This is a genomic window from Segatella copri (genome assembly GCF_009494395.1).
In the GTDB taxonomy this organism is placed as follows: Bacteria; Bacteroidota; Bacteroidia; order Bacteroidales; family Bacteroidaceae; genus Prevotella.
This window is the reverse complement of sequence record NZ_VZCB01000095.1, coordinates 18,715-42,656: the sequence shown is the minus strand read 5'-3', so window position 1 is coordinate 42,656 and position 23,942 is coordinate 18,715. Positions and strand designations below refer to the sequence as shown.

Sequence of the window (23,942 nt, the reverse complement as noted above, 5' to 3'; positions counted from 1 at the left end):
TTTTTTGAATTAATAATGTTGCTTATGAAAAGAATGAATAAAATGCTGTTGGTTGCTGCTTTGGCGGCAACCACACTTTCTGTTCAGGCAGAACAGAAGAAGGGACCGGCTTGGTTGAGTGATGCACTTTTCTATCAGATTTATCCATCTTCCTATATGGATACTGATGGCAACGGTATTGGCGATCTGCCGGGTATCACTTCCAAGTTGGATTACATCAAGTCTCTGGGTGTGAACGCCCTCTGGCTCAATCCAATCTTTGAGTCGGGATGGTTTGATGGTGGTTATGATGTCATCGATTTCTACAAGGTGGATCCTCGATTCGGTACCAATACCGATTTGGTTACTTTGGTCAATGAGGCCCATAAGCGTGGCATCAAGGTTTGTCTCGACCTGGTGGCAGGACATTCCAGCACCAAGTGTTCCTGGTTTAAGGAGTCTTCCGAGAAAGATCCTAACCAGCGTTACAGCGACTATTATATCTGGATGAATGATATCCCTGAGAGTGAGAAGAAAGAAATAGAAGCCCGTCATCAGGAAGCAAGTCCGGAGTCTAGTACCCGAGGCAGATATGTGGAGGCTAATGCTCCTCGTGCCAAGTATTATGAGAAGAATTTCTTCGAGTGCCAGCCTGCCTTGAACTATGGTTTTGCTCATCCAGATCCAAATCATCCTTGGGAGCAGGGCGTGGATGCTCCAGGACCACAGGCTGTCCGCAGGGAAATACGTAACATTATGGCTTTCTGGTTTGATAAGGGTGTGGATGGCTTCCGTGTAGATATGGCATCATCGCTTATCAAGAACGACCCCGACAAGAAGGAGGTTTCCAAGCTCTGGAAGGAGATGCGTGCCTGGAAGGATAAGTATTATCCTGAGACCGTCCTGATTTCAGAGTGGGCTAATCCGCAGCAAGCCATTCCTGCCGGCTTCAACATCGATTTCTACATCCATTTCGGTCTTAAGGGCTATGCCTCTCTGTTCTTCGACCGTAAGACTCCATGGGGCAAATGGGAGCAGAGCTATAAGAACTGCTATTTCGACAAGCAGGGAAAGGGTTCGCTTAAGGAATTTAGCGAGAACTATACCAAGGCTTTCAATGCCACCAAGAATCTCGGCTACATTGCTGTTCCATCTGCCAACCATGATTACCAGCGCCCTAACATCGGTACCCGCAATACGCCTGACCAGTTGAAGGTGGCGATGACCTTCTTCCTCACCATGCCAGGTATTCCGTTTATCTATTATGGTGATGAGATTGGTATGAAGTATCAGATGAATCTCCCTAACAAGGAGGGTAGCAATGAGCGCTCTGGTACTCGTACTCCGATGCAGTGGACCAAGGGCAAGAATGCCGGATTCTCTACGAGTGCACCCGATAAGCTTTACTTCCCTGTAGATACGGAAAACGGAAAGTTGACCGTTGAAGCTCAGCAGGGAGATCAGAATTCTCTGTTGTCATATACCCGTAAGTTGACCGCTTTGCGTCATTCTGCAAAGGCTCTTGACAATGAGGGTGATTGGAAGCTCCTGAACCGGAAGGGGCAGGAATATCCGATGGTATATGAGCGCACTTTGGGTGAGGAGGAGTATGTTGTTGTCGTGAATCCTGGTGCCAAGGCAGCCTCTCTCAATATCAGCTCCGTAGGTGGTAAGGCAGTTTCTGTTCTTTCCACAGGAAAGGTTGTGTATAAATCAGGAAGAAAGACTGATGTGATTAAAGTTTCAGGCATAAGTGCCGCCATATTCATGGTGGAAAGATAGAGCTCTATCTTCTATGGGAGTGCTTTCTCCTGCCATCGCCTAGAACAAACAGAACAGGAAGCCTCGAAAGAAGCTGAAGAAGGGAGTATCACTGCTGTTCTGCTGTTGGTGGTAATTTTATAAAAACAGAAATGCGTCCGTATTGTGCGGGCGCATTTTTGTTTTACGGTCACGAATCATCTTCATCATGCTGCTTTTACTACACGTCGTTAACCTACTAATACGATGATAGTCTCCTTACCAAGATACCTTTCTATCAATCTTCCTTCAGATACCAGTCCTTGATATATCCGGAATAATGCTTGGCAAACTCCTCGGCTTGGCCGGGAGCGCAGGCTTTCACCTTCTTGGCTGGAATACCTGCCCAAATCTCATGTGCTGGAACTTTAGTGCCATGGGTAACCACAGCACCTGCAGCAATGATAGCTCCTTCGCCGATATCAGCCTTGTCTAGCACGGTGGCATTCATGCCGATGAGTGCGCCTTTTCTGACTGTGGCTCCGTGGACGATGGCCCCATGTCCCACAGATACATCATCCTCCAGAATGCAAGGCATCGTACCGGTTTGATGGATGCAGGCGCAATCCTGCACATTTACCCTGTTTCCACATCTGATGACATCCACGTCAGAGCGCAATACTGCACTATACCAGATGCTACAGTCATCACCAAGAATACAGTCACCTGTCAGTACGGCGTTCTCAGCGATAAAACAATTCTTTCCCCAACGGGGAGTCTTTCCCTCTACTGTCTTTATGATAGCCATATTAAATATGTATATGTTTTACAATTCGGGTGCAAAGGTAATAAAAATATTGAAATCATACGCAGCATTTTACAGAAAAAGGGTTGCAATCCTCGAAAAGATGGATTGCAACCCTTTATACCTTATTATATATAAGAGTTAAGATAACTCTATCATATACTTCTTTGAGGAGGCTTATTACAGCTGAGCCAACTCTACAACCTTATCTACTGCAGCGCTCAAGCCGTCCTTGTTCTTACCGCCAGCCTGAGCATAGTGAGGCTGACCGCCACCGCCACCCTGAATCAACTTGGCAGCTTCGCGAATCATCTTACCAGCGTTCAAACCGTGATCCTTTACCATATCATCGCTGAACATTACGCTGAGCATAGGCTTGTCGTTATAAACAGAACCTACTACGCAGATCATGTTCTCTGGCAATGCCTCGCGAACCTTGAATACCAAATCCTTGGCAGCTGCTGGCTCCATTGGCAATACGGCTGTAACAACCTTCACGCCGTTGATTTCTCTTGCATTCTCTACAAGCTTATCCTTGGCACGCTCCACAGCCTGAGCCTGGAATTTCTCAACATCCTTCTTCAAGGCATCGTGCTCGTCGATGTACTTTCTGATGACACCCTCAAGATCCTTGGCATTGTTGAACAAGCCCTTCAAGGCTACGATGGTATCCTGCAAGCCGTAGATAGCCTCCTCGCAAGCCTTGCCTGTCAAAGCCTCGATACGGCGGATGCCGGCAGCTACGCTGCTCTCAGAGATAATCTTGAAGAAACCAATCTTACCGGTGCTCTTGGCGTGAATACCACCACAGAACTCAGCAGATGGACCGAAGCGAACCACACGAACCTTGTCGCCATACTTCTCGCCGAAGAGGGCGATAGCGCCAAGCTCCTTAGCCTCCTCAATAGGAGTATCGCGGTGCTCATCCAGTGCGTAGTCGGCACGGATCATCTCGTTTACCATGTGCTCTACCTTGCGGAGCTCCTCATCAGTTACCTTCTGGAAGTGAGAGAAGTCGAAACGCAATGTATCCTTATCTACATAAGAACCCTTCTGCTCTACGTGCTCGCCCAAAACCTGCTTCAGACAGTAGTCGAGCAAGTGGGTAGCTGTATGGTTGGCAGCGCTTCCCTCGCGGCTTTCGATATCGACGCAAGCCATGAAGTCAGCATTTACATCCTTTGGCAACTCCTTTACGATGTGGATGCTCTGGTTGTTCTCGCGCTTGGTGTCGATAACCTGGATAGTCTCATCCTCGCTAACGAGTACACCCTTGTCGCCAACCTGTCCACCCATTTCACCATAGAATGGAGTGTTGTCGAGTACCAACTCATAGAAAGAGTTCTTCTTCTGAGTCACCTTGCGGTAGCGCAGGATGTGGCACTCATATTCTGTATAGTCGTAACCCACGAAGTTCTGGTCGCCTTCCTTCAAAACCTCCCAGTCGCCATTCTCTACGGCAGCAGCATTGCGGGCACGCTCTTTCTGCTTCTTCATCTCCTCGTCGAAGCCTGCAGCATCTACTGTGTAACCATTCTCACGGCAGATAAGCTCTGTAAGGTCGAGAGGGAAACCGTAGGTATCGAAGAGGCGGAATGCGCTCACGCCGTCGAGCTGAATCTCGCCATGAGCCTTGAGCTCGTCCATATCGCCATTGAGGAGGTTGATACCCTTCTCCAAGGTGCGGAGGAATGAATCCTCTTCCTCTTTCATCACGCGGGTGATGAGTTCCTGTTGAGCTGGCAACTCTGGGAAGGCTGCACCCATCTGCTCTACCAATACATTGACGAGCTTGTACATGAATGCCTGCTTCTGACCGAGGAATGTGTAAGCGTAACGTACGGCACGGCGCAAGATACGGCGGATTACGTAACCTGCCTTGGCGTTGCTTGGCAACTGGCCATCGGCGATAGAGAAGGCTACGGCACGGAGGTGGTCGGCGCAGACACGCATAGCGATGTCAATCTTTTCCTGCTCATCCTTGCCCTCACCATTCTCACCTGTAGGAGTAGTGAAGCCATACTTCTTGCCAGAGATAGCCTCGATTTCCTTGATGATCGGCTGGAAGATATCTGTATCATAGTTAGAGTGCTTGTCCTGCAACATGCGAACCAAGCGCTCGAAGCCCATACCTGTATCGATAACGTGCATTGGGAGTGGTTCGAGAGAACCATCAGCCTTGCGGTTGTACTGCATGAACACGATGTTCCAGATTTCGATGACCTGTGGGTTATCCTTGTTTACCAATTCGCGGCCTGGCACCTGAGCCTTCTCCTCTGGAGTACGTGAATCCACATGAATCTCTGAGCAAGGACCGCAAGGACCTGTATCGCCCATCTCCCAGAAGTTGTCGTGCTTGTTACCATTGATGATGTGGTCGGCTGGCACGTGCTTAGCCCAGTAACCTGCTGCCTCGTTGTCGCGTTCCAGACCTTCCTCCTTGCAACCCTCGAATACGGTAACATAGAGGTCGGCAGGGTTGAGCTTCAAAACCTCAGTAAGATACTCCCATGCCAAATCAATGGCACCCTCCTTAAAGTAGTCGCCGAAGCTCCAGTTACCGAGCATCTCGAACATGGTGTGGTGGTAAGTATCATGACCTACCTCTTCGAGGTCGTTGTGCTTACCGCTTACACGGAGACATTTTTGAGTATCAACACGACGAACATCCTTGCCTGGGTCTTTTGTACCGAGGATGATGTCTTTCCACTGGTTCATACCAGCGTTTGTAAACATCAGCGTTGGGTCATCCTTGATAACCATAGGTGCTGATGGAACAATTTTGTGGCCCTTACCTTCGAAGAATTTCTTGAAGGATTCGCGCACTTCATTAGCTGTCATCATATTATTTTTGTCTTTATCTTTATTTTTTTTCGAAATTCTTTGCAAAGATAAGAAGAATTGTTTAATTTTGCAACTAAATTAATTATTTTTGAAATTAAAGACGGAAAAAATGGCTATAAATTCAGATAAACCAGCAAAATTATACTATTCAATCAAGGAAGTGGCAGAAGAAATAGGTGTTAATGAATCTTCTTTGAGATATTGGGAGAAGGAGTTCCCTTTTCTGAAACCAAAGGTTTCCGGAAACAAGGTTCGTCAATATACCGAGAAGGATATTGAACAGGTAAAGCTGATCTATAACCTCATTAAGGTGAAGGGATTGAAGATTGCTGCGGCACGTAAGTATCTGAGTCAAAACAGAGCGGGTGCCGAGAAGTCATCTGACGTTCTCGACACCCTTATATCTGTGAGAGATCAGCTCAAGGAACTCAAAAAGCAGCTCGATGGGCTGGTGTAGTACTTTGAACTTTGAACATTGAACTTTATGATTAGCTAGGGTTACCACGCTTCTTCACCGAAGACATTCTTGATGGTAACTTTAGCTGCTTCTTTCTTGGTGAGCTGATGGCTCCAGGCTACTCTGCCCTTGGTTGCTGCACCAGCACCATGGTTGTTGTACTCGCTGTAGCGGGCTGTCTGTTCGTTGCTCTGCTTGCCCCAGTTGTGCCATCCTTCAGAACGGATGTGACTACCCATTTCGCAATTCATGAAGAGGGTAGCTGCATAAGGGCGCCATGGTCTGCCCAGATAAACCTTGTCTACGCCTGGCTCGGCGGTAAGTTTGCACTTGTTGAATACATAGCCATATTCCTGACCGGCTGGGCTAGAGGCAGCAGTAATGTAGCTGTTGGCCTTGCTATGAATCTCACAATTCTCAAACCATGTTCTTCCTGGACCAAAGATGAAATCGGTGGTTCCCTCGATATAACAGTCGTAAAAGGCAGAGCGGTTGTTGGCAATGCCTGTATAGACTGTATCCTGATTGCCCAGCAATCGGCAGTTCTGCACCAGGATATGATCGCCTTCCAGATGTAGGGAAACTGCTTGTCCCAATTTTGCGGCATTATTCTCGATGGTGATGTTTTTCAGGGTGATGTAACTGCCCTGTACCTTGAGTGTATAAGTACGGAAGGTTCCCATAGGCTTACCCTTGACGGCTGCTTCAGAATCGAGTCCGCCTACTGGCATCTTGATGTTGGCGTGATCATCCCATGTGATGATGGTTTGGTCACGGTCTTCACCGCAGATGATGATGTTGGTGAGCCATGAAGGGATGATGAGCTTTTCCTTATAAACTCCTTTCTTTACATAGATTACCTTGGTGTATTCCATGAAGGCACGACAAACTTCGATAGCTTCGTCAATGGTACGGAATTCGCCTGTGCCATCACGGGAAACTACGATAGTGTCAGGATTATCATACTTGTTGGCTGCAGCCAAAGGCAACAGGGTCAACATCATCAAAAATGATAAGAATAATTTTTTCATTGTTTTTAAGTTTGTTGTTTATGATTAAATATGATGGAAGTTAGAAGCTGGAAGTGAAAACTTCCAACTCCTAACTTCTAACTATCTGATTATAGGATTCTCTGTACTTCCTGCAAGTCCTCAATCTTTTTGAGCTGATCCATGATGATCTTTACCTCCTCACGATCGTGGATGCGGAGTTCTATGGTACCATCAAAGATACCATTGTCGCTACTGATAGTGAGCTTATGGATATTGATGCCGAGCTGGTCGCTGATAACCTTGCTCACATCAAGCAGCATACCCTTGCGGTCGATACCCTTGATTTCAATGGTTGCATCGAAGAGCAGCTTCTTGTGCATATCCCATTTCGCATCAACGATGCGGTTGCCGTAGCTGGACTTCAGTTTTGCAGCCACAGAGCATGAGCGTTTGTGTATCTCGATGCGGTTCTTGTTGTCAATGTATCCCATGATATCATCACCTGGAATAGCATGGCAACAGTCTGTGAAGATAAACTGATTGATGTTCTCTTCTGTAATGATGAGCGGTTTCTTCTTATTGAAATCCTTGCCTACAATAAACAACTCTTGCGGCTTGACAGTTCCTTCAGCTTGTTCCTTGTCTTTGGTTTTGCCAAGGAATGGAATATAGTTGCGCCAGCTGGAGGTTTGCTTTGGCTTTTTGTTTTTTCCTAAGAGCTCATCCAAATCCTTGTAGCCCAAAATGATGCAATGGTCGCCAAGAGACTGGAAAAAGGTTTCATGCTTCTGGATATTATGGTATTCGCAGAGACGGTCGATGACCGATGTTGTCATTTCCATGCCGTTCTTGTTCAGCCAATCCAGGAGAATGCCTTCGCCCTTTTTCTGGATTTCTCTGGAATCGCGGCGCAGGATAGCTTGAATCTTGCTCTTTGCCTTGGCTGTGCTGACAAAATTGACCCATGCCTGCTGTACATGCTGACTCTTGGATGTGAGGATTTCTACCTGGTCTCCACTTTGCAGCTTGTGGCTCAATGGCACCAGCTTGTGGTTTACCTTGGCTCCTATACAGTGGCTTCCCAGGAAGGTATGTATCTGGAAGGCAAAGTCGAGCGCCGTACATCCTGCCGGCATTGTCTTGATTTCTCCCTTAGGAGTAAATACGAAGATTTCTGAAGCATAGAGGTTCAGCTTGATGGCATCGAGGAAGTCCATGGCGTCTGGTTGCGGATCGTCTAGAATCTCCTTGATGGTACTCAGCCAGTCGTTCAATTCGTTCTCGTCCTCGGTATATTCACCACCTTCCTTGTACTTCCAGTGAGCAGCAAAGCCTTTCTCTGCCACCTCGTCCATGCGGTCGCTCCTGATCTGCACTTCAATCCATCTACCCAGTTTGCTCATCAGGGTAACGTGAAGCGCCTGATAGCCGTTTGCCTTTGGATGGTTGAGCCAGTCGCGGAGACGGTCCGGATGACTCTTGTATATCTTGCTGATGGCAACATAGACATTGAAGCATTCGTTTACTTCGTTGGCTCTGTTCTTTGGTGTCACGATGATGCGAACCGCAAGAATATCGTAGATTTCATCGAAGGATACGTGCTTGTTCTGCATCTTGTTCCAGATGGAATACGGACTCTTTACACGTGCCTTGATCTTGTATTCTACACCCAGTTTGTCAAGCTCTTCACGGATAGGACGGGTAAAATTATCGAAGAGGATATCTCGTTGTGCTTCTGTATCCGCAAGCTTATGCTCTATGTTGGCATATTCCTGTGGATGGTCGTATCTGAAGCTGAGATCTTCCAACTCGGTTTTAATCTTGTTCAGTCCCAAACGGTTGGCGAGTGGTGCATATATATATAAGGTCTCGCCCGCAATCTTGTACTGCTTGTTGGCTGGCTGCGACTGGAGGGTGCGCATATTGTGCAGACGGTCGCAAATCTTGATGAGGATAACGCGGATGTCATCGCTCATGGTAAGCAGCAGTTTCTTGAAGTTTTCAGCCTGTGCAGAAGCCTTGTCGCCGAAGATTCCACCACTGATCTTGGTGAGTCCATCAACGATCTGGGCTATTTTGGTGCCAAAGATATTGGCGATGTCTTCTACCGTATAGTCAGTGTCTTCCACTACGTCATGCAGCAGGGCTGCACAGATACTGGTAGAGCCCAATCCCATTTCTTCGCAAGCGATCTGTGCCACTGCGATAGGGTGCATGATATATGGCTCGCCCGATAATCGGCGCACCCCTTTGTGCGCCTGGCGGGCGAAATTGAACGCCTTGGTTACAATATCTACCTTTTTTCTGTGTCTTGAACTGAGGTAGGTGTTGAGCAGATGTTGAAAGGCATTGCCTATCAATTCATTATCAGCTTGCTCTCTTTCTAGGTCTTTCAAGTTCTGGTCATCCATAATGTACCCTCCCTATAATTATTATTTTACTTTGAGTTTCTTTCCGGCACGAATATGATTGCCGCTAATTTTGTTAAGCTTGCGCAACTTTTTAACGGTAGTTCCATTGCGTGCTGCTATTTCTGAAAGGGTGTCTCCGTTTCTGATGGTTACACTCTTTGTTCTTGTCTTTTTCTTGTTCTTTCCCTTCTTGCTGCGGCTGCTGCGTGAAGAGCGGGATGAACTGCTGCTACTGCGACGGCTATAGCTGCTGCGTGAGCGGCTGACTGATGGCTCGGCGTCGTTTACATCTACAAATGTACGCTTCAGAAACAGTTCGTCTGCCTTGTATGCACAGATGGAATCTTCCTGGTCGATGAAAGAACCAATCAGTGTAGATGGCAATCTTAGTGCCATTGGCTTATTGAGACCGTTGATGATGTCACGACGGTACTGTGGGTTGAGATTGCGGAGATGCTCGATGTTGATGTTGAGAACCTGGGCAATCTGTTCCAGGTGAATATCCTTGTTGACCAGTACGGTATCTGTCTTTACTGGCAATTCTGTTACCATTGGGCAGATATTGTGGTCGCAATAGTAGTTCATGATGTAGTTGGCTGCAATGAATGCTGGGACATATCCACGAGTCTCTTTTGGAAGATATGGATAGATGTTCCAGTAATCAGCATTACCCTTAGCGCGATGGATAGCCTTGTTGACATTGGTTGGACCGCAGTTGTATGCAGCAATGACAAGACTCCAGTCGTCGAATATCTTGTAGAGGTCGCTCAGATAGTGTGCTGCAGCGTATGATGCCTTCACCGGATCGCGGCGCTCATCTACCAATGTGTTTACTTCCAGTCCATATCTCTTGCCTGTTGGCAACATAAACTGCCATAAACCTGTGGCTCCTACGCGTGATATTGCCATAGGATTGAGGGCTGATTCGATGACAGGGAGATATTTCAACTCCAGTGGAAGATTGTATGCTTCAAGCGCTTCCTCAAAGATAGGCATGTAGAAATTGCTGGCTCCCAACATGAAGCTTACCGATCTGCGCAGCTTACCGCTGTAGCGGTCGATGAATTTCTGTACCACTTCATTGTATGGCATTTCAATGATGGTAGGCATTCTCTTCAAGCGGTCTACGTATACCTCTTTATCGAATACGGGATTGATGTCCTGATAGTTGCAGGAAGTATCCGGCATGAGATATGTCTGTGTATTGTAAAGATGTAAGAGGCTGTCGAGGTTGTCTTCCATTCCTTCTGGAATTTCAATTTCCTCTGATTTTCCGTCTTTATCAGTTACGGTGATGATGTCGTCGTTTTCTTCGTTTTCTGTTTGAGCATTCATGCCCTGCAATCCCAAAAGCAAGGCGGCTGCCATGATTATAATCTTCTTCATTTCTTTTTTTTCTGTTCTATTTTCTCGTCATTATTTTGTTGTAAGAGATATTTTGTTCATTTTGCTAAAATTTGAGTGAGCATTGTAAGCCGAGCGATGCTGACTTGAACGGATTGTTGGTTCGTTTGTCGTTCATGACCGTAGGCTCCACTCTAAGTGTCAAATCGTCTGAAATGTCAAATTCAGACAGCGATGCGTCTACATAGGCATCAATGACAGAGAATGCGTATACACCAATCATGACAAATACTCCCATATCTCTCCATCTGCGGAATTTATCTTTTCTTTTGCGGAATATTTCCTTGTAACGATCGATGTTTGAAGCGTCAATGGTTGCTCCTAAGTGCAAGAACTGGTTATAGCTTTGCGTGTTAGGATCATCGTCCATGATGTCAAGGTAGGCTTGCGAATAGTCGTGATACATCTGGTTATTCCAGGTGATGGCGTATGCGCAACCTACGAAACCGCCGTATATGATAGGCAGTTTCCAATACTTACGATTGTATATTTGGCCTGCTCCCGGCAAGACGAGCGCCATCCACATAGCTCTTTTTGCTTCTGGGTGCCAGGTGCTCCAGTCGCGTTTTTTCTTAACTGGTTTGAGCGATTGGTTGAGCTTTGCCAGGTTGCTGCTGTCTTGCGCAGTGAGAACAGAGTCGACAGGCATCTTTACCGAGTCGGCAGAGGCGATGGCAGGTACGTTGACATCGGTCTTCTCTCTGTTTTTCTGTGCGTAAGAAAGCGTAGAGCTAACCAGCAGTAAAGCCGTGATACAGATATTTTCTAATCTCATTTATTCTTGTTTCAATTGGTCGAAAACTTTCATGATGCGTTCCAGTTCTTCTTCATTGGCGAACGGAATGCTAATTTTTCCTTTTCCCTTTGGCGAGCAGGTGAATTGAACCTTAGTATCAAGAAACTGTGACAAGCGGTTCTTGATGGCAGTGAATTCCTCAGGCAACTGAGCTTTTGCTGCTATCGTTTTCTTGCCGCTTTCGATGTCTTCACCGTTTTTCAGGTGCTGTACCATTTCTTCCACTTTGCGTACGGAATAGCCGTTTTTCTGAATCTCCTTGAAGAGCTTGATCTGTAGAGACGGACTGTCCAATGCGAGCAAGGCTCTACAGTGTCCCATGTCTATTTCTTTCTTCTGGAGTGCCATCTGTACCTGTGCCGGCAACTTGAGTAATCGGAGATAGTTGGCAATGGCTGCTCGGCTTTTGCCTACTCTTTCAGAAATCTTTTCCTGTGTCATTCCTTCGTTCTCCAGGAGATGCTCGTATGCCAGGGCGATTTCTATAGCGTTGAGGTCCTGGCGCTGGATGTTCTCTACGAGCGCCATTTCCATCACGTTCTCATCGCTGATGGTGCGGATGTAAGCAGGTATGGCGGTCAGTCCTGCCAACTGCGAAGCTCTCCAGCGGCGCTCACCTGCTATAATCTGGAAATGGTTTTCTGCAACCTGACGTAGGGTGATGGGCTGAATGATGCCTATTGCCTTGATGCTTTCTGCCAGTTCGTGCAAAGCCTCTTCGTCAAATTCGCGTCGTGGCTGGTTGGGATTAGCCTCGATCTGATCGATGGCTATTTCATTGATTGTGCTGCTGCCTTGGGTGCGAACGCCCTCTGTGGATATGAGGGCATCGAGACCGCGGCCAAGGGCATTGTTTTTTGTTCCGTTGTTATATTTCTTGTGTACTGCCATTTTTTAGTTTGAACTTTGAATTTTGAACATTGAACTTTCTTGAAAGGTTCAATTTCCAAATCTTAACTATTCTTGTTGATAATTTCCTTGGCCAATGCCAGATGGTTCTTTGCACCATTGCTTTCTGCATCGTAAAGGATGACAGGCAGACCGTGGCTAGGGCTCTCGCTCAATTTCACATTGCGCTGGATTACGGTTTTGAATACCAGCTCCTGGAAATGCCGCTTTACCTCATCGTAAATCTGGTTGGCAAGGCGAAGACGGCTGTCGTACATCGTCAGCAAGAAGCCTTCGATCTCTAATTTCGGATTGAGTTTACTCTTGATGATTTTGATGGTGTTGAGCAATTTGCTAATTCCTTCAAGAGCGAAATATTCACATTGCACAGGGATAATCACGCTGTCAGCTGCTGTAAGCGAGTTGACGGTGATGAGACCCAGTGATGGGGAACAATCGATGAGTATAAAATCATATTCGTCGCGGATAGGTTCCAGAAGATTTTTGATAACCTTCTCGCGATTCTTAAGATTCAGCATTTCTATCTCTGCTCCCACCAAGTCGATATGGCTAGGAATGATATCCAGACCATTGATGTCGGTGGTGTAGATGGCATCACGGACATCCGTGTGGTCGATGATGCACTCATAGATAGAGCAATCAACCTCGCTGATGTCTACTCCCAATCCACTGGATGCGTTGGCCTGTGGGTCAGCGTCAACCACTAGAACGGTCTTCTCGAGAGTGGCCAATGATGCAGCCAAATTTATCGTGGTGGTAGTCTTGCCGACACCGCCTTTTTGATTAGCTAATGCGATTATCTTTCCCATTTTCTTAGTAAATTTTCGGCAAAGATACAAAAATAATGTGAGAATTGTGTTACTTTAAAGGTTTTTTCGTACTTTTGCACCAAAAAGAAAGATATTTTTATGGAAAATAGGAAACCGTTAGTATTAATTTCGAATGATGATGGCTATCATGCCAATGGAATCAAGACACTGGTCAGCTTCTTGAAGGACTGGTGTGAACTCTTAGTTGTGGCTCCGGAAAGTGCCCGTTCCGGATTCGCCTGTGCCTTTTCGGCTACTACTCCCTTGCGTCTCAAGCGACGTCATAACATGGGCGATGATGTGGTGGTATGGTCGTGTAGCGGAACACCGGTCGACTGTGTGAAACTGGCTTTGGATCAGTTGCTTGATGGTCGCAGACCCGATCTCGTTATCGGTGGTATTAATCATGGGGATAATTCGAGTGTCAACAATCATTATTCCGGCACGATGGGGGTAGCGAAAGAGGGTTGCATGCAGCATATTCCAAGCATCGCCTTCAGTAGTTGCAACTATGATGAAAATGCAGACTTAATGCCTTTGCGTGATGGCGTGCTGAAGGTGGTTAAAATGGTGTTGGAGAAGGGCTTGCCTAAGTATACCTGTCTGAATGTCAATTTTCCAGCCATGCCTCCTTTCAAGGGCTTCAAGGCTTGCCGGATGACGCATGGCTCATGGATCAATGAGGTGGTTCACCGTACGCATCCTCACGGATATGATTACTATTGGATGGTAGGAGAATACCGTAATGACGAGCCTGAGGCTACGGATACCGATCTGTGGGCTGTAAACAATGGATATATTGCCATCACGCCAACTAAGATTGATGTCACGGATTATGATTGGATTAAAAACTTTGAACATTGAACATTGAACTTTATGATGTGCTTTTGCTAGGAAATGACCTTTCATTTATAGCAAGAAAACTAATCATAAAGTTCAAAGTTCAAATCTCAAAGTTCAAAGTAAAAAAATAAGTATCATGAAGTATTATTTGATAGTAGGTGAGGCGAGTGGTGATCTGCATGCCAGTAGGTTGATGCGCTCACTGAAAAAAGTGGATGAATTTGCTGAGTTCAGGTTCTTCGGAGGCGATTTGATGGCTGCCGAGGGAGGTACTCGTGTGAAGCATTATAAAGAACTGGCTTATATGGGCTTCGTTCCCGTTCTGCTGCATCTGGGAACCATCTTTTCCAACATGAAGATGTGTAAGGATGATATCGTGAAATGGAAACCTGATGTAGTTATCTTGGTGGATTATCCCGGCTTTAATCTCAATATTGCTAAGTTCTTGAAAAAGAAGACGAATATCCCGGCTTATTATTATATTTCTCCTAAGATATGGGCTTGGAAGGAATGGCGAATCCGTAGCATTCGGAGAGACATTGCCGAGATGTTCTCTATCCTGCCTTTCGAGGTGCCTTTCTATGAGAAAAAGCATCACTATCCGATACATTATGTAGGTAATCCTACTGCGCAAGAGGTGAATGAATTCCGTGCCGGATATCAGCAGCCATTTGAGGAGTTCTGTACAGAGAATCAGCTTGATATTCATAGACCAATCCTGGCTTTGTTGGCGGGTAGCAGGTTGCAGGAAATCAAGGATAATCTGCCTGCCATGATTGAGGTAGCTGAACGGTTTGAGGATTTCCAGATGGTTTTGGCTGGTGCGCCTTCCATTGAGGATAAGTATTATGAGCAGTTTGTCAAGGGAACGCCTGTCAAGATGGTGCGTAACAAGACCTATCAGTTGCTTTCTCATTCTACGGCAGCTCTGGTAACGAGTGGTACGGCTACGCTGGAAACGGCTCTTTTCAACGTGCCTCAGGTGGTTTGCTACGAGACTCCATTGCCTCGTCTTGTCCGCTTTGCGTTTGATCATATCATGTCGTGCAAGTACATCTCGCTGGTTAATCTGATAGCCGATAAGGAAGTGGTGCAGGAAATGTTTGCCGACCGTTTCAAGGTAGATGCCATTGCCGACCAGCTTTATCAGCTGTTGCCAGGTAAAGAGGGTAGAGAACGTATGTTGGCAGAATATCAGGTGGTGCGCGAACGTCTGGGCAATCAGATGGCTCCTGACGAAGCAGCAACCATCATGCATGGCTTGTTGGTTAAGCGCAGAGAGCGACTCCTCCGCCTTGCCAAGGAAAGAGCTGAGGCCGAGGCTGCTGCTGAGGCTGCAAGAAAAAAAGCGGAGGAAGCGAAAAGATTGGCTGAAGAGGAGGCGAAACGTGCTAAACAGGCTGCTGAGCAACTCAGCCAGACGCAGAAGGAAGAAATGGAATAATTGATAGAAAACAAAAAATCCAAGTTAGAGCAAATCTAGCTTGGATTTTTTTTCTTTTATATCGAAAACTTTTGTTGTCTCAAAAACTTATCCGAAAAGCTGCAAGGTATAGAGATAGATTACAGCTGCAGGGATTGCCATGAGGGAGGAGTCGAAACGGTCTAGCATGCCACCATGTCCCGGAAGAATGGTGCCACTGTCCTTCACTCCCAGGGTACGTTTGAAGAGACTTTCTACCAAATCGCCCCAGGTGCCGAAGAACGTAACTACCAATCCCAAGCCTACCCATCCTGGAATGCTCAGGCGATGAGCTGCACCGTCGTTTGCCAGATAGCCGATGATGATGGCTGCAATGATGACGAAGATGCCACCTCCGATACTTCCTTCCCAACTCTTGGCTGGACTGATACGTGGAAACAGCTTGTGTTTGCCGAAGAGCGAACCGCTACAGTAGGCACCCGTATCGTTGGTCCAGAGGAAGATGAAGATGCTCAAAGGCAAGAGCATGTCATAATGTATCTGTCCGTCGAATGTGGATGTCTCAAACGCCAGCACGTTAATCATTGAGAATGGCAGGGCGATATACATCTGCGAAAGCATGGTATATGCCCAGTCGTTGATGGCGTCCTTGTTGCCCGTGTAAAGTTCTGCAATGAAGAGATACACGATGGTGAGCAGGTAAGGAACGAAAACGATGAAGTTTGTCACGATGCCGGTACGGAAACCTGCCACGGCAAGAAAGAGATATACGCCTGCCACGGTGGTGATGAAGCGGTTGACGGTTACGTCTTCCTTTCCGTTTACCAGTCCGCAATACTCCCAGATGCTAAGTCCTGTAATGAGGGCGAAGAGAAATACCATCGCTCTAGGATTCAGGAAGCAAGAAACCATACAGGCGACGAAGAGTACGCCTGTAATGGATCTTATCACTAGATTTTTCTGTTTGTCAGTCATGGTTCTGATTATTATTCGTTATTTTTCCCGTTGTTATTCTCACTAGGATTCTCCTTGTCGCTTTCGTTCTCTGGAGTTTCCTCAGAATCGTCAGCGTTCTTCTTAGCCGCTTCGTGCTCTTTGATGGCAGCCTGTACTTCCGGCAGTTCCTTTACTGCATCGTCAATCTTTGGCTGCTCGTCTTCCATGATTTCCTGTGAACGGCTCAACCATGGTCGCTTGCCGAAGATATGCTCTACGTCTTCTGCCATGATTACTTCCTTCTGAATCAGCAGCTCGGCGAGGGCGTTGTGACCTTCCTTGTGCTCCATCAGGATGTTCTTGGCACGGGTATACTGCTCGTTCACCATCTTGAGTACTTCTTCGTCTATCTCGCGGGCTGTTGTCTCTGAGTATGGACGCTGGAATGAATACTCGTTCCGGTTGTAAAAGCAGATATTTGGCAAAGTCTTGCTCATACCCAGGTAGGCTACCATGCCGTATGCACTCTTGGTGGCACGCTCCAGGTCGTTCATCGCTCCTGATGAAATGTGACCCGTGAAGAGTTCCTCGGCGGCACGGCCACCCATCAGTGAGCACATCTCGTCGAGCATCTGTTCCTTGGTGGTAATCTGGCGCTCTTCAGGGAGATACCACGCTGCTCCAAGAGCCTGACCGCGAGGAACGATGGTTACCTTGATGAGAGGGTTGGCATATTGGCAGAACCATGAGATAGTAGCATGACCAGCCTCATGAAGGGCGATGCTGCGCTTCTCATCGGCAGTCATCACCTTGGTCTTCTTCTCTAATCCGCCTACGATACGGTCAACGGCATCCAGGAAATCCTGTTTGCAGACAGCTTTCTTGTCGTGGCGGGCTGCGATAAGAGCAGCCTCGTTACATACATTGGCGATGTCGGCACCTGAAAAACCTGGAGTCTGACGTGCCAGAAGGTCTACATCTACCGTCTCGTCAATCTTGATAGGCTTGAGGTGAACCAGGAAGATAGCTTTTCGCTCGTTCAAACCTGGGAGATCTACGTGGATTTCTCTGTCGAAACGACCCGCACGAAGCAGGGCACTGTCGAGCATGTCTACACGGTTGGTGGCTGCCAGGATGATGACACCGCTGTTGGTGCCGAATCCGTCCATCTCGGTAAGGAGGGCGTTCAGGGTATTCTCACGTTCATCATTGCCACCCATAGCTGGGTTTTTGCTTCTGGCACGACCCACGGCATCAATCTCATCGATGAAGATGATGCTAGGTGATTTCTCCTTTGCCTGACGGAAGAGGTCGCGGACACGTGATGCGCCCACACCAACGAACATTTCTACGAAGTCGGAACCGCTCATAGAGAAGAAAGGTACGCCTGCTTCGCCTGCTACAGCCTTTGCCAGAAGAGTCTTACCGGTTCCCGGAGGGCCTACGAGAAGGGCGCCCTTAGGAATCTTACCGCCCAGGTCGGTATATTTCTTAGGGTTCTTGAGGAAGTCAACGATTTCCTGTACTTCCTGCTTGGCTCCTTCCTGTCCGGCAACGTCCTTGAAGGTGATGCCGATGGCATTACCCTTCTCGTACATCTTTGCCTTGCTCTTTCCGACGTTGAAGATTCCGCCACCCATGTTGCTCATGCCGCTGCCCATTCTGCCCGACATCCAATAGATGAAGAGGAAGAAGAGAAGCAGTGGAGCCAGGCTGATAATCAGGTTCCAGAAGTCGTTGTCTTTCTTGTTGTCATAACTGAAAGAACGGATTTTCTTCTCCTTGACCATCTGGTTGCCATACCGGTCTACTTCGTCTACAGAACCGAATTGTACTTTTACGTATGGGTTCGGTCCCACGTTCTGTGCGCTCATCTTATATACATCGCGAGTATATTTCGGGTTGATGTATATTTTAAGCGTATTTTCTGTTTTGTTAGCCACTACGCTCAGTACATAGCCTTTGTCAACATACTGTTTGAATTCTGTGTACGTTGCTTCTTTGGCAGCACCTCCGCCTAGGGCATCACCACCACCACTAAAAAACAAAGCTATCAGAGCAATGAGAATAATGGTGTAAAGCCAGTTCATGTTAAATCTAGGCATCTTAGGTCCCTTGCCTCCGCCTTGATTGTTGAAGTTGTTGCTTTGTTCCATATATTAATATGCTTATTATAATATAATGTATATCTTTATCCTTGCTTGTACTTATCCTGCAAGCCTGTTCCTCTTAGTCAAGGTTTGGCACATGGGTAAGCTTGGCGTCTGCCCAAAGGTGCTCCAGATCGTAATAGGCTCTCACCTCCGGCAGGAAGATGTGAACCAGTACGTCCACGAAGTCCATGGCTACCCACTGGTCGTTGCCGAGTCCTGCCACGTTGACTGGCTTTTCGCCCAAGTTCTTGCGGCAGATGTCGCCCACTGATTCTGCGATGGCTTCTACCTGGGTAGGGGAGCCACCCTGACAGATGATGAAGTATTTGGCAATGCTGCCATCTATTTCACTGAGGTCTGCGATTACGATATCTTGACCTTTTTTCTCTTGTATACCTTCTTTAATTGTCTCTACGAGTTGCTTAATTGTGTTCATTTATATTTTTACTTGTTGTTTTAATGCTACAAAGATACGCTAATTACATGAAAAATCACTCAAAATCGATAAAAATTGAGTTTTTTTAGAAAAAAGTGGGGAAAAATTTTGGAGATACAAAAAAATGTTGTACCTTTGCACCCGCAAATGAAATCATAACCGATTCTTTTGCTAAGCATATTGGGATATGGTGTAATGGTAACACTACAGATTCTGGTCCTGTCATTCCTGGTTCGAGTCCGGGTATCCCAACTGGTTAGCATCTTTCAGAATTGGAAGATGCTTTTTTTTTGTTTATAATCCTTGCATGCGAAACTTGGATAAATAATAAAACCCAGGGCAAGCGCCCTGGGTTTTGTTGTTTTATTTGTTCTCGGCATCAATAGCCTTGATCTTCTGCTTGATAATCTCGAGGTCAGCCTTGAGTTTTTCTACCTTACGGTTCATTTCCTCTACGAGGCTGTTGCCCTTCTTGCTGGCTGCATTGAGGAAGCCGAGGTTATTCTCATAGGTAGTAATCTCGTTTCTCAGCTGGTCGTAGCGACGCAACAACTTGCCACGCTCGTTGTCCAAGGCATTAGTGCCCTGCTCTGCAACATTCTTCAGATTGTTTTTGAAGTTGTTGAGATGACGCTTGCCGTTGCTGATGCGCAACTCCTTGTATACCTTGTTCAGTACGCTGTGGTATTCTTCGTACAGCTTGTCTTTCTCCTTGAAAGGAACATGACCAACGGCATTGTATTGTGCGGTCAACTCCTGAACTTTCTTCTGGAAGCCTTCGCCTGCATTTTCGATGAGTTCCTTGAGTTGCGCGATGATGGCACGCTTCTTCTCCAGGTTGGTATGTTCCTCGCTGCGTGTACCGGCATTCTGCTTGTTGCGGGCATCGAAGAACTTGTTGCAGGCAGTCAGGAACTCTTTCCACAGAACGTCGCCCTGCTTGCGAGGTACGACACCTGTCTTCTTCCATTCCTTTTGCAGTGAGATGAGTTTGTCGCCGGTCTTCTTCCACTCGGTGCTGTCGGCTAAAGCTTTAGCCTTTTCCACGAGCTCCTGCTTCTTGGCGATATTGCTGGCATATTGTTCCTTCAGTCCCTTGAAGAATTCTGCCTTGTTGCTGAAGAAAGTATCGTTGGCGATACGGAAACGCTCAAAGATCTTCACGTTCATTTTCTGTGGAGCAAAACCGATCTTCTTCCATTCGTTCTGTAACTCAATCACTTCCTTTGTAGCATTCTCCCAGTCAGACGCCTGCTTGTATTCTGTCTGGTTGATGGCCTCAACCTTTTCGCAAAGTGCGGTCTTGTCAGCAAGGTTCTTTTCCTCCTTGGCTCTCAAGTCCTCGAAGTGCTGCTGATGCTTCTTGTTGATGATGGTGCTGGCTGCCTTGAAGCGAGCCCAGATTTCCTCTCTCAGTTCTTTGGCTACAGGACCGATTTCACGATACTGCTGATGGAGATCCTGCAACTGGTGGAAGGCTGAGATGACATCGGTGTCTTCTGCCAGTTTTTCTGCAGCTTCGCACAACTTAGTCTTGGCTTCAAGATTCTTCTTGAAGTCATATTCGCGTGCTTCATTGTTGAGCTTCAGAAGATCGTAGAACTGTTCCACGTAGAGTTGGTAGTTCTTCCACACCTCGTTAGCTTTGTCAGCAGGGATAGCCTTGATTTCCTTCCATTCCTGCTGCAGCGCCTTGAAGTCCTGGTATGATTTGTTAACCTCTTCAGGTGAAGTAGTCATTGCCTTAATCTTCTCGATAATCTCAAGTTTTTTAGCTAAGTTTTCTTGCTTTTCTTCTTCTTGAGCAAGGAAAATCTTAGCTCTTTTTTCCTTGATAATCTGCATTTCTGCCTTAAAGGCTTCTTCAGTATCATCTGGAAGAAGTACATATTTCTCCGGGTCGCCACCTTTTGCGAGATACTCTTTCATCTGAGCATCTCTTTCTGCAAGGTGCAACTTGTAGAAAACTGTCTTTAATAAATCAAGCTCTTCTTTCACAGGAGCTTCTGCACTACGTGCGATTTCTTTTACTCTTTCGAGTACTTCCTGCTTGGAAGAGTATATCTTCTTGGCAGGTTCTTCCATGGTGCCCTGCTGCAACAGAGCGTTTTCTAGAGAGTCCATCATTTCACTTTGTTTAGTTTATGATTCGAGTTTCTTTGCCGGTAGTCGTTTCCTAAAAAGCGATTCGGCCACACATTGTTATAATTAATAATTTGCAAACTTAAATAAAAAAATCGAATATCTTTGTAAGACATTCGATTTTTTATATTTTTATAACAGTCGCTTATATCTCAGGAAGCCCCAGGAGAGGCCTGATACTACGAATGAGAGAACCAGGGCGAAGGCGAAGCCGTATGGGCTTTCTTCCATTCCGTTAATCAGGTTCATACCGAAGAGAGAGGAAATCAGCGTTGGCAACATCATGACGATACTGATACTGGTCAAGGTACGCATCGTGGTATTCATGTTGTTGTTGATGATGCTGGAGTAGGTGTCCATGGTTGATTCCAGAATGTCGGAATAGATACTGGTCGTCTCTCTCGCCTGTGTCATCTCGATGTTGACGTCTTCAATCAAATCGGCATCCAACTCGTCCACCTGCAACTTGAACTTCAGCTTTGAAAGAAGGTTTTCATTGCCGCGGATTGAAGTGTTGAAGTAGGTGAGAGAGTCTTGCAGGCGGCTGAGTCCTATCAAGCTCTCGTTGTTTACTCCGTGGTCCAGATTGCGCTTGGCTTTCTCGATGAGCGAGTTGATTTGTTTCAATCGTTTCAGATACCATACGGCAGAGGAGAGAAAGAGACGGAAAATCATGTCTACATAATCGGTGAATCCCTCGTTGCGCTTCTGCTGATAGCTAACGAAGTCTATCATCATATTGGTCTCGTAATAGCACACGGTTATGGTCACATCGCGCTTGTGGATGATACCCAGAGGCACGGTGGTATACGGCGTACGGCTTCGGATTTCCTTCACGTAAGGGATACGCAGGATGATGAGCATCCAGCCGTCGTCATATTCGTAGCGGGCACGCTCGTCAGTATCGCTGATGTCCGAGAGGAAATAATCAGGAATCTTGAATTCTTCTTCCAGCAGGCGCTGGTCTTCGTCGGTTGGACATGTTACTTGTATCCAGCAATTTGGCTGCCACTCGTTGAGCACAGTCAGTTTCTTGTCTATATTCCAAAAAGTCTTCATTGTTTGCTATTCTCCACAAAATAAAAGGTTTGGGTATGGAGATTAGCCTGAGGAATCGCCTTGGTGCGATCTTTATGGTTGCTGAATCTCCACGCCTTACTGATTATTGAAATTCTCCGCGTGATAATCGTCCATTTTTGTTAATAATTAATTGAAACTTGTGCAAGGTCGTTGTATCGTATGTTACTACGGTATGACAAGCCTCGCGAAATCGCCTGCAAAGGTAATGATTTTAATTGAGAAAAGGGACAAAAAAGCCGAGAAATTTCTTTCCCGGCTTTCTTTTTTAATCTTTTTGTAATTTTCTGCTTGCTTATTTTGCTGGAATTTCAGCCAGCAGCTGCTTCATCAGGTTCCAGAAAGGAGCCACGCAGCTAATCTGGCAGCGCTCGTTTGCAGTATGAGGGCTGAGCAATGTAGGACCGAAGGAAACCACATCGAGGTGAGGATACTTGCCCAGGATGATAGAGCACTCCAAACCGGCGTGAACAGCCTGAACTACGCCGTCCTTGCCGTTCTGCTCCTTGTAAACCTTCAGTACGTGCTCCAGGATGTCACTCTTAGGGTTAGGGTTCCAGCCGCCGTATGCACCGCTGAATTCAACCTTCATGCCTGCCATGTTGAAGCAGCTCTCCATCATGGTTGCGAGATACATCTTGTAGTACTCGTGGCTGGAACGAGCCAGAATCTTGATGGCTGCCTTGCCTTCGCCAATCTCGATGATGGCGAGGTTTGAAGAGGTTTCTACGATGCCTGGCATAGATGGAGCCATACGCAGTACGCCGTCGTGACAAGCAAAGATGGCATCTACCAGGTTGTCCTGAATCTCCTGAGGAACCTCCTTGGCAGGAGTCTCTACGTTCTCTGTGAAGAACTCGATGTTCTCTGCTACCTCGATACCCTGGAACTCGTCGATGAGTTCATCCTTCCAGTCGGCTACCATGTCGTTCAAAGCCTCTATGTTCTCCTTCGGCAAGGTCAATACTACCTGTGCCTGGAATGGGATGGCGTTGCGCATGTTGCCGCCCTGCCATGAAGCAAGACGTGCATCAAGCTCTGAGATAGCCTCGCGTACGAAGCGAACCATGCACTTGTTGGCGTTGGCTCTGCCCTCGTTGATCTCGATGCCTGAATGACCGCCCTTCAAGCCCTTCAGGGTAACCTTAACGGCTGCGTCGTCCTTGTCAGTCTCTACCTCCTGATAGTCGAGTGTTGCTGTGATGTCGATACCGCCAGCGCTGCCGATTACGAACTCGCCCCAAACCTCTGTGTCAAGGTTCAGGAGGATATCGCCGTTCAACTCGCCCTCAGGAAGACCGTTGGCACCAAACATGCCTGTCTCTTCGTCAGCGGTGATAAGACCCTCTACCGGACCGTGCTGCAAATCCTTAGCTTCCATGACTGCCATGATGGTAGCCACGCCGAGACCGTCGTCGCTTCCGAGGGTAGTATGATTAGCACGAACCCAGTCGCCATCGATGATGGTTTCGATAGGGTCGTTTTCAAAGTCGTGATTGCTCTCAGGTGCTTTCTGAGGAACCATGTCCATGTGAGCCTGGAGGATAACGCCCTTGCGGTTCTCCATACCAGGAGTGGCAGGCTTGCGCATTACGATGTTGCCCGCAGCATCCTGGAATGCCTCTATACCTGCTTCCTTTGCCCAGTTGAGCAAATAAGCTTGAATTTTCTCCAAATGTCCTGATGGACGTGGAACTTGTGTTAACTTGTCGAAGTTGCGCCAGATTTCAACTGGACTCAGATTCTTAATGTCAGCCATAATATTTTTATTTTAATGTTAAATGTT

At 46.9% G+C, this 23,942-nt stretch carries 18 protein-coding genes and 1 tRNA gene; 5 read left to right on the top strand and 14 right to left on the bottom strand.

Going from position 1 to position 23,942, the window contains the following annotated elements:
- Positions 1-33: 33 nt before the first annotated feature.
- Entirely contained in the window at positions 34-1,761 is a 1,728-nt protein-coding gene (locus tag F7D73_RS13330) for an alpha-amylase family glycosyl hydrolase (protein WP_153125580.1), read from the top strand.
- A 256-nt stretch (positions 1,762-2,017) separates the two neighbouring features.
- Here the strand turns inward: F7D73_RS13330 and F7D73_RS13325 are convergent, their stop codons facing one another.
- Together F7D73_RS13325 and alaS are read right to left on the bottom strand one after the other, a co-directional pair.
- Positions 2,018-2,527 (bottom strand): gamma carbonic anhydrase family protein, encoded by a 510-nt coding sequence (locus F7D73_RS13325; protein ID WP_153125427.1) that lies wholly within the window; start codon positions 2,525-2,527, stop codon positions 2,018-2,020.
- 177 nt (positions 2,528-2,704) lie between these two features.
- Positions 2,705-5,368 (bottom strand): alanine--tRNA ligase, encoded by a 2,664-nt coding sequence (gene alaS / locus F7D73_RS13320; RefSeq protein ID WP_153125426.1) that lies wholly within the window; start codon positions 5,366-5,368, stop codon positions 2,705-2,707.
- Between the two features lie 109 nt (positions 5,369-5,477).
- Here alaS and F7D73_RS13315 point away from each other — a divergent pair, with 109 nt between their 5' ends.
- The gene (locus F7D73_RS13315; protein ID WP_153125424.1) at positions 5,478-5,825 is read left to right on the top strand and encodes a MerR family transcriptional regulator; all 348 of its coding nucleotides are present in this window, start codon (positions 5,478-5,480) and stop codon (positions 5,823-5,825) included.
- Between the two features lie 41 nt (positions 5,826-5,866).
- Here the strand turns inward: F7D73_RS13315 and F7D73_RS13310 are convergent, their stop codons facing one another.
- The 6 genes from F7D73_RS13310 to F7D73_RS13285 form a co-directional block, all read right to left on the bottom strand.
- Positions 5,867-6,856, bottom strand: a complete 990-nt coding sequence (locus F7D73_RS13310) for a pectinesterase family protein (RefSeq protein ID WP_153125421.1) — start codon at positions 6,854-6,856, stop codon at positions 5,867-5,869.
- Between the two features lie 89 nt (positions 6,857-6,945).
- On the bottom strand, positions 6,946-9,228 hold the full coding sequence (locus F7D73_RS13305) for a RelA/SpoT family protein (RefSeq protein WP_153125419.1): 2,283 nt from the start codon (positions 9,226-9,228) through the stop codon (positions 6,946-6,948).
- A 21-nt stretch (positions 9,229-9,249) separates the two neighbouring features.
- Positions 9,250-10,614 (bottom strand): lytic transglycosylase domain-containing protein, encoded by a 1,365-nt coding sequence (locus F7D73_RS13300; protein WP_153125417.1) that lies wholly within the window; start codon positions 10,612-10,614, stop codon positions 9,250-9,252.
- Positions 10,615-10,678: 64 nt separating this feature from the next.
- Complete coding sequence (locus tag F7D73_RS13295) at positions 10,679-11,407, bottom strand: DUF5683 domain-containing protein (protein WP_153125415.1); 729 nt, start codon at positions 11,405-11,407, stop codon at positions 10,679-10,681.
- Positions 11,408-12,319 carry a ParB/RepB/Spo0J family partition protein gene (locus tag F7D73_RS13290; RefSeq protein ID WP_153125413.1) on the bottom strand — a complete coding sequence of 304 codons (912 nt, stop codon included), beginning with the start codon at positions 12,317-12,319 and terminating at the stop codon, positions 11,408-11,410.
- A gap of 62 nt (positions 12,320-12,381) precedes the next feature.
- Positions 12,382-13,146: a ParA family protein gene (locus F7D73_RS13285; protein WP_153125411.1), complete on the bottom strand. Its 765-nt coding sequence runs from the start codon at positions 13,144-13,146 to the stop codon at positions 12,382-12,384.
- Positions 13,147-13,245: 99 nt separating this feature from the next.
- Here F7D73_RS13285 and surE point away from each other — a divergent pair, with 99 nt between their 5' ends.
- On the top strand, positions 13,246-14,010 hold the full coding sequence (gene surE, locus F7D73_RS13280; RefSeq protein ID WP_153125409.1) for a 5'/3'-nucleotidase SurE: 765 nt from the start codon (positions 13,246-13,248) through the stop codon (positions 14,008-14,010).
- A 115-nt stretch (positions 14,011-14,125) separates the two neighbouring features.
- Positions 14,126-15,433 (top strand): lipid-A-disaccharide synthase, encoded by a 1,308-nt coding sequence (gene lpxB, locus F7D73_RS13275; RefSeq protein WP_153125406.1) that lies wholly within the window; start codon positions 14,126-14,128, stop codon positions 15,431-15,433.
- Positions 15,434-15,520: 87 nt separating this feature from the next.
- Here lpxB and F7D73_RS13270 read toward each other — a convergent pair whose 3' ends face one another.
- The 3 genes from F7D73_RS13270 to rsfS form a co-directional block, all read right to left on the bottom strand.
- On the bottom strand, positions 15,521-16,387 hold the full coding sequence (locus F7D73_RS13270; protein ID WP_153125404.1) for a phosphatidate cytidylyltransferase: 867 nt from the start codon (positions 16,385-16,387) through the stop codon (positions 15,521-15,523).
- Between the two features lie 11 nt (positions 16,388-16,398).
- Complete coding sequence (gene ftsH / locus F7D73_RS13265) at positions 16,399-18,504, bottom strand: ATP-dependent zinc metalloprotease FtsH (RefSeq protein ID WP_153125402.1); 2,106 nt, start codon at positions 18,502-18,504, stop codon at positions 16,399-16,401.
- Between the two features lie 73 nt (positions 18,505-18,577).
- Positions 18,578-18,937, bottom strand: coding sequence for a ribosome silencing factor (gene rsfS / locus F7D73_RS13260; protein ID WP_153125400.1), 360 nt, complete (start codon positions 18,935-18,937; stop codon positions 18,578-18,580).
- A gap of 181 nt (positions 18,938-19,118) precedes the next feature.
- Between rsfS and F7D73_RS13255 the strand changes: the two genes are divergently transcribed.
- Positions 19,119-19,189, top strand: a tRNA-Gln gene (locus F7D73_RS13255).
- Between the two features lie 111 nt (positions 19,190-19,300).
- Here the strand turns inward: F7D73_RS13255 and F7D73_RS13250 are convergent.
- The 3 genes from F7D73_RS13250 to F7D73_RS13240 form a co-directional block, all read right to left on the bottom strand.
- Positions 19,301-21,064 carry a DUF349 domain-containing protein gene (locus tag F7D73_RS13250; RefSeq protein WP_153125398.1) on the bottom strand — a complete coding sequence of 588 codons (1,764 nt, stop codon included), beginning with the start codon at positions 21,062-21,064 and terminating at the stop codon, positions 19,301-19,303.
- A 147-nt stretch (positions 21,065-21,211) separates the two neighbouring features.
- Positions 21,212-22,138 (bottom strand): magnesium transporter CorA family protein, encoded by a 927-nt coding sequence (locus tag F7D73_RS13245; protein WP_153125396.1) that lies wholly within the window; start codon positions 22,136-22,138, stop codon positions 21,212-21,214.
- Positions 22,139-22,451: 313 nt separating this feature from the next.
- Positions 22,452-23,915: an aminoacyl-histidine dipeptidase gene (locus F7D73_RS13240; RefSeq protein WP_153125394.1), complete on the bottom strand. Its 1,464-nt coding sequence runs from the start codon at positions 23,913-23,915 to the stop codon at positions 22,452-22,454.
- Between the last annotated feature and the right edge of the window lie 27 nt (positions 23,916-23,942).

Bases quoted from the DNA above. Each gene is read 5' to 3' on its own strand.
- F7D73_RS13295 (WP_153125415.1), bottom strand. From the start codon at position 11,407: ATGAGATTAGAAAATATCTGTATCACGGCTTTACTGCTGGTTAGCTCT.
- rsfS (WP_153125400.1), bottom strand. From the start codon at position 18,937: ATGAACACAATTAAGCAACTCGTAGAGACAATTAAAGAAGGTATACAA.
- F7D73_RS13245 (WP_153125396.1), bottom strand. From the start codon at position 22,138: ATGAAGACTTTTTGGAATATAGACAAGAAACTGACTGTGCTCAACGAG.
- F7D73_RS13240 (WP_153125394.1), bottom strand. From the start codon at position 23,915: ATGGCTGACATTAAGAATCTGAGTCCAGTTGAAATCTGGCGCAACTTC.
- F7D73_RS13330 (WP_153125580.1), top strand. From the start codon at position 34: ATGAATAAAATGCTGTTGGTTGCTGCTTTGGCGGCAACCACACTTTCT.
- surE (WP_153125409.1), top strand. From the start codon at position 13,246: ATGGAAAATAGGAAACCGTTAGTATTAATTTCGAATGATGATGGCTAT.
- lpxB (WP_153125406.1), top strand. From the start codon at position 14,126: ATGAAGTATTATTTGATAGTAGGTGAGGCGAGTGGTGATCTGCATGCC.
- F7D73_RS13310 (WP_153125421.1), bottom strand. From the start codon at position 6,856: ATGAAAAAATTATTCTTATCATTTTTGATGATGTTGACCCTGTTGCCT.
- F7D73_RS13315 (WP_153125424.1), top strand. From the start codon at position 5,478: ATGGCTATAAATTCAGATAAACCAGCAAAATTATACTATTCAATCAAG.
- F7D73_RS13290 (WP_153125413.1), bottom strand. From the start codon at position 12,319: ATGGCAGTACACAAGAAATATAACAACGGAACAAAAAACAATGCCCTT.
- alaS (WP_153125426.1), bottom strand. From the start codon at position 5,368: ATGATGACAGCTAATGAAGTGCGCGAATCCTTCAAGAAATTCTTCGAA.
- ftsH (WP_153125402.1), bottom strand. From the start codon at position 18,504: ATGGAACAAAGCAACAACTTCAACAATCAAGGCGGAGGCAAGGGACCT.
- F7D73_RS13305 (WP_153125419.1), bottom strand. From the start codon at position 9,228: ATGGATGACCAGAACTTGAAAGACCTAGAAAGAGAGCAAGCTGATAAT.
- F7D73_RS13300 (WP_153125417.1), bottom strand. From the start codon at position 10,614: ATGAAGAAGATTATAATCATGGCAGCCGCCTTGCTTTTGGGATTGCAG.
- F7D73_RS13270 (WP_153125404.1), bottom strand. From the start codon at position 16,387: ATGACTGACAAACAGAAAAATCTAGTGATAAGATCCATTACAGGCGTA.
- F7D73_RS13325 (WP_153125427.1), bottom strand. From the start codon at position 2,527: ATGGCTATCATAAAGACAGTAGAGGGAAAGACTCCCCGTTGGGGAAAG.
- F7D73_RS13250 (WP_153125398.1), bottom strand. From the start codon at position 21,064: ATGATGGACTCTCTAGAAAACGCTCTGTTGCAGCAGGGCACCATGGAA.
- F7D73_RS13285 (WP_153125411.1), bottom strand. From the start codon at position 13,146: ATGGGAAAGATAATCGCATTAGCTAATCAAAAAGGCGGTGTCGGCAAG.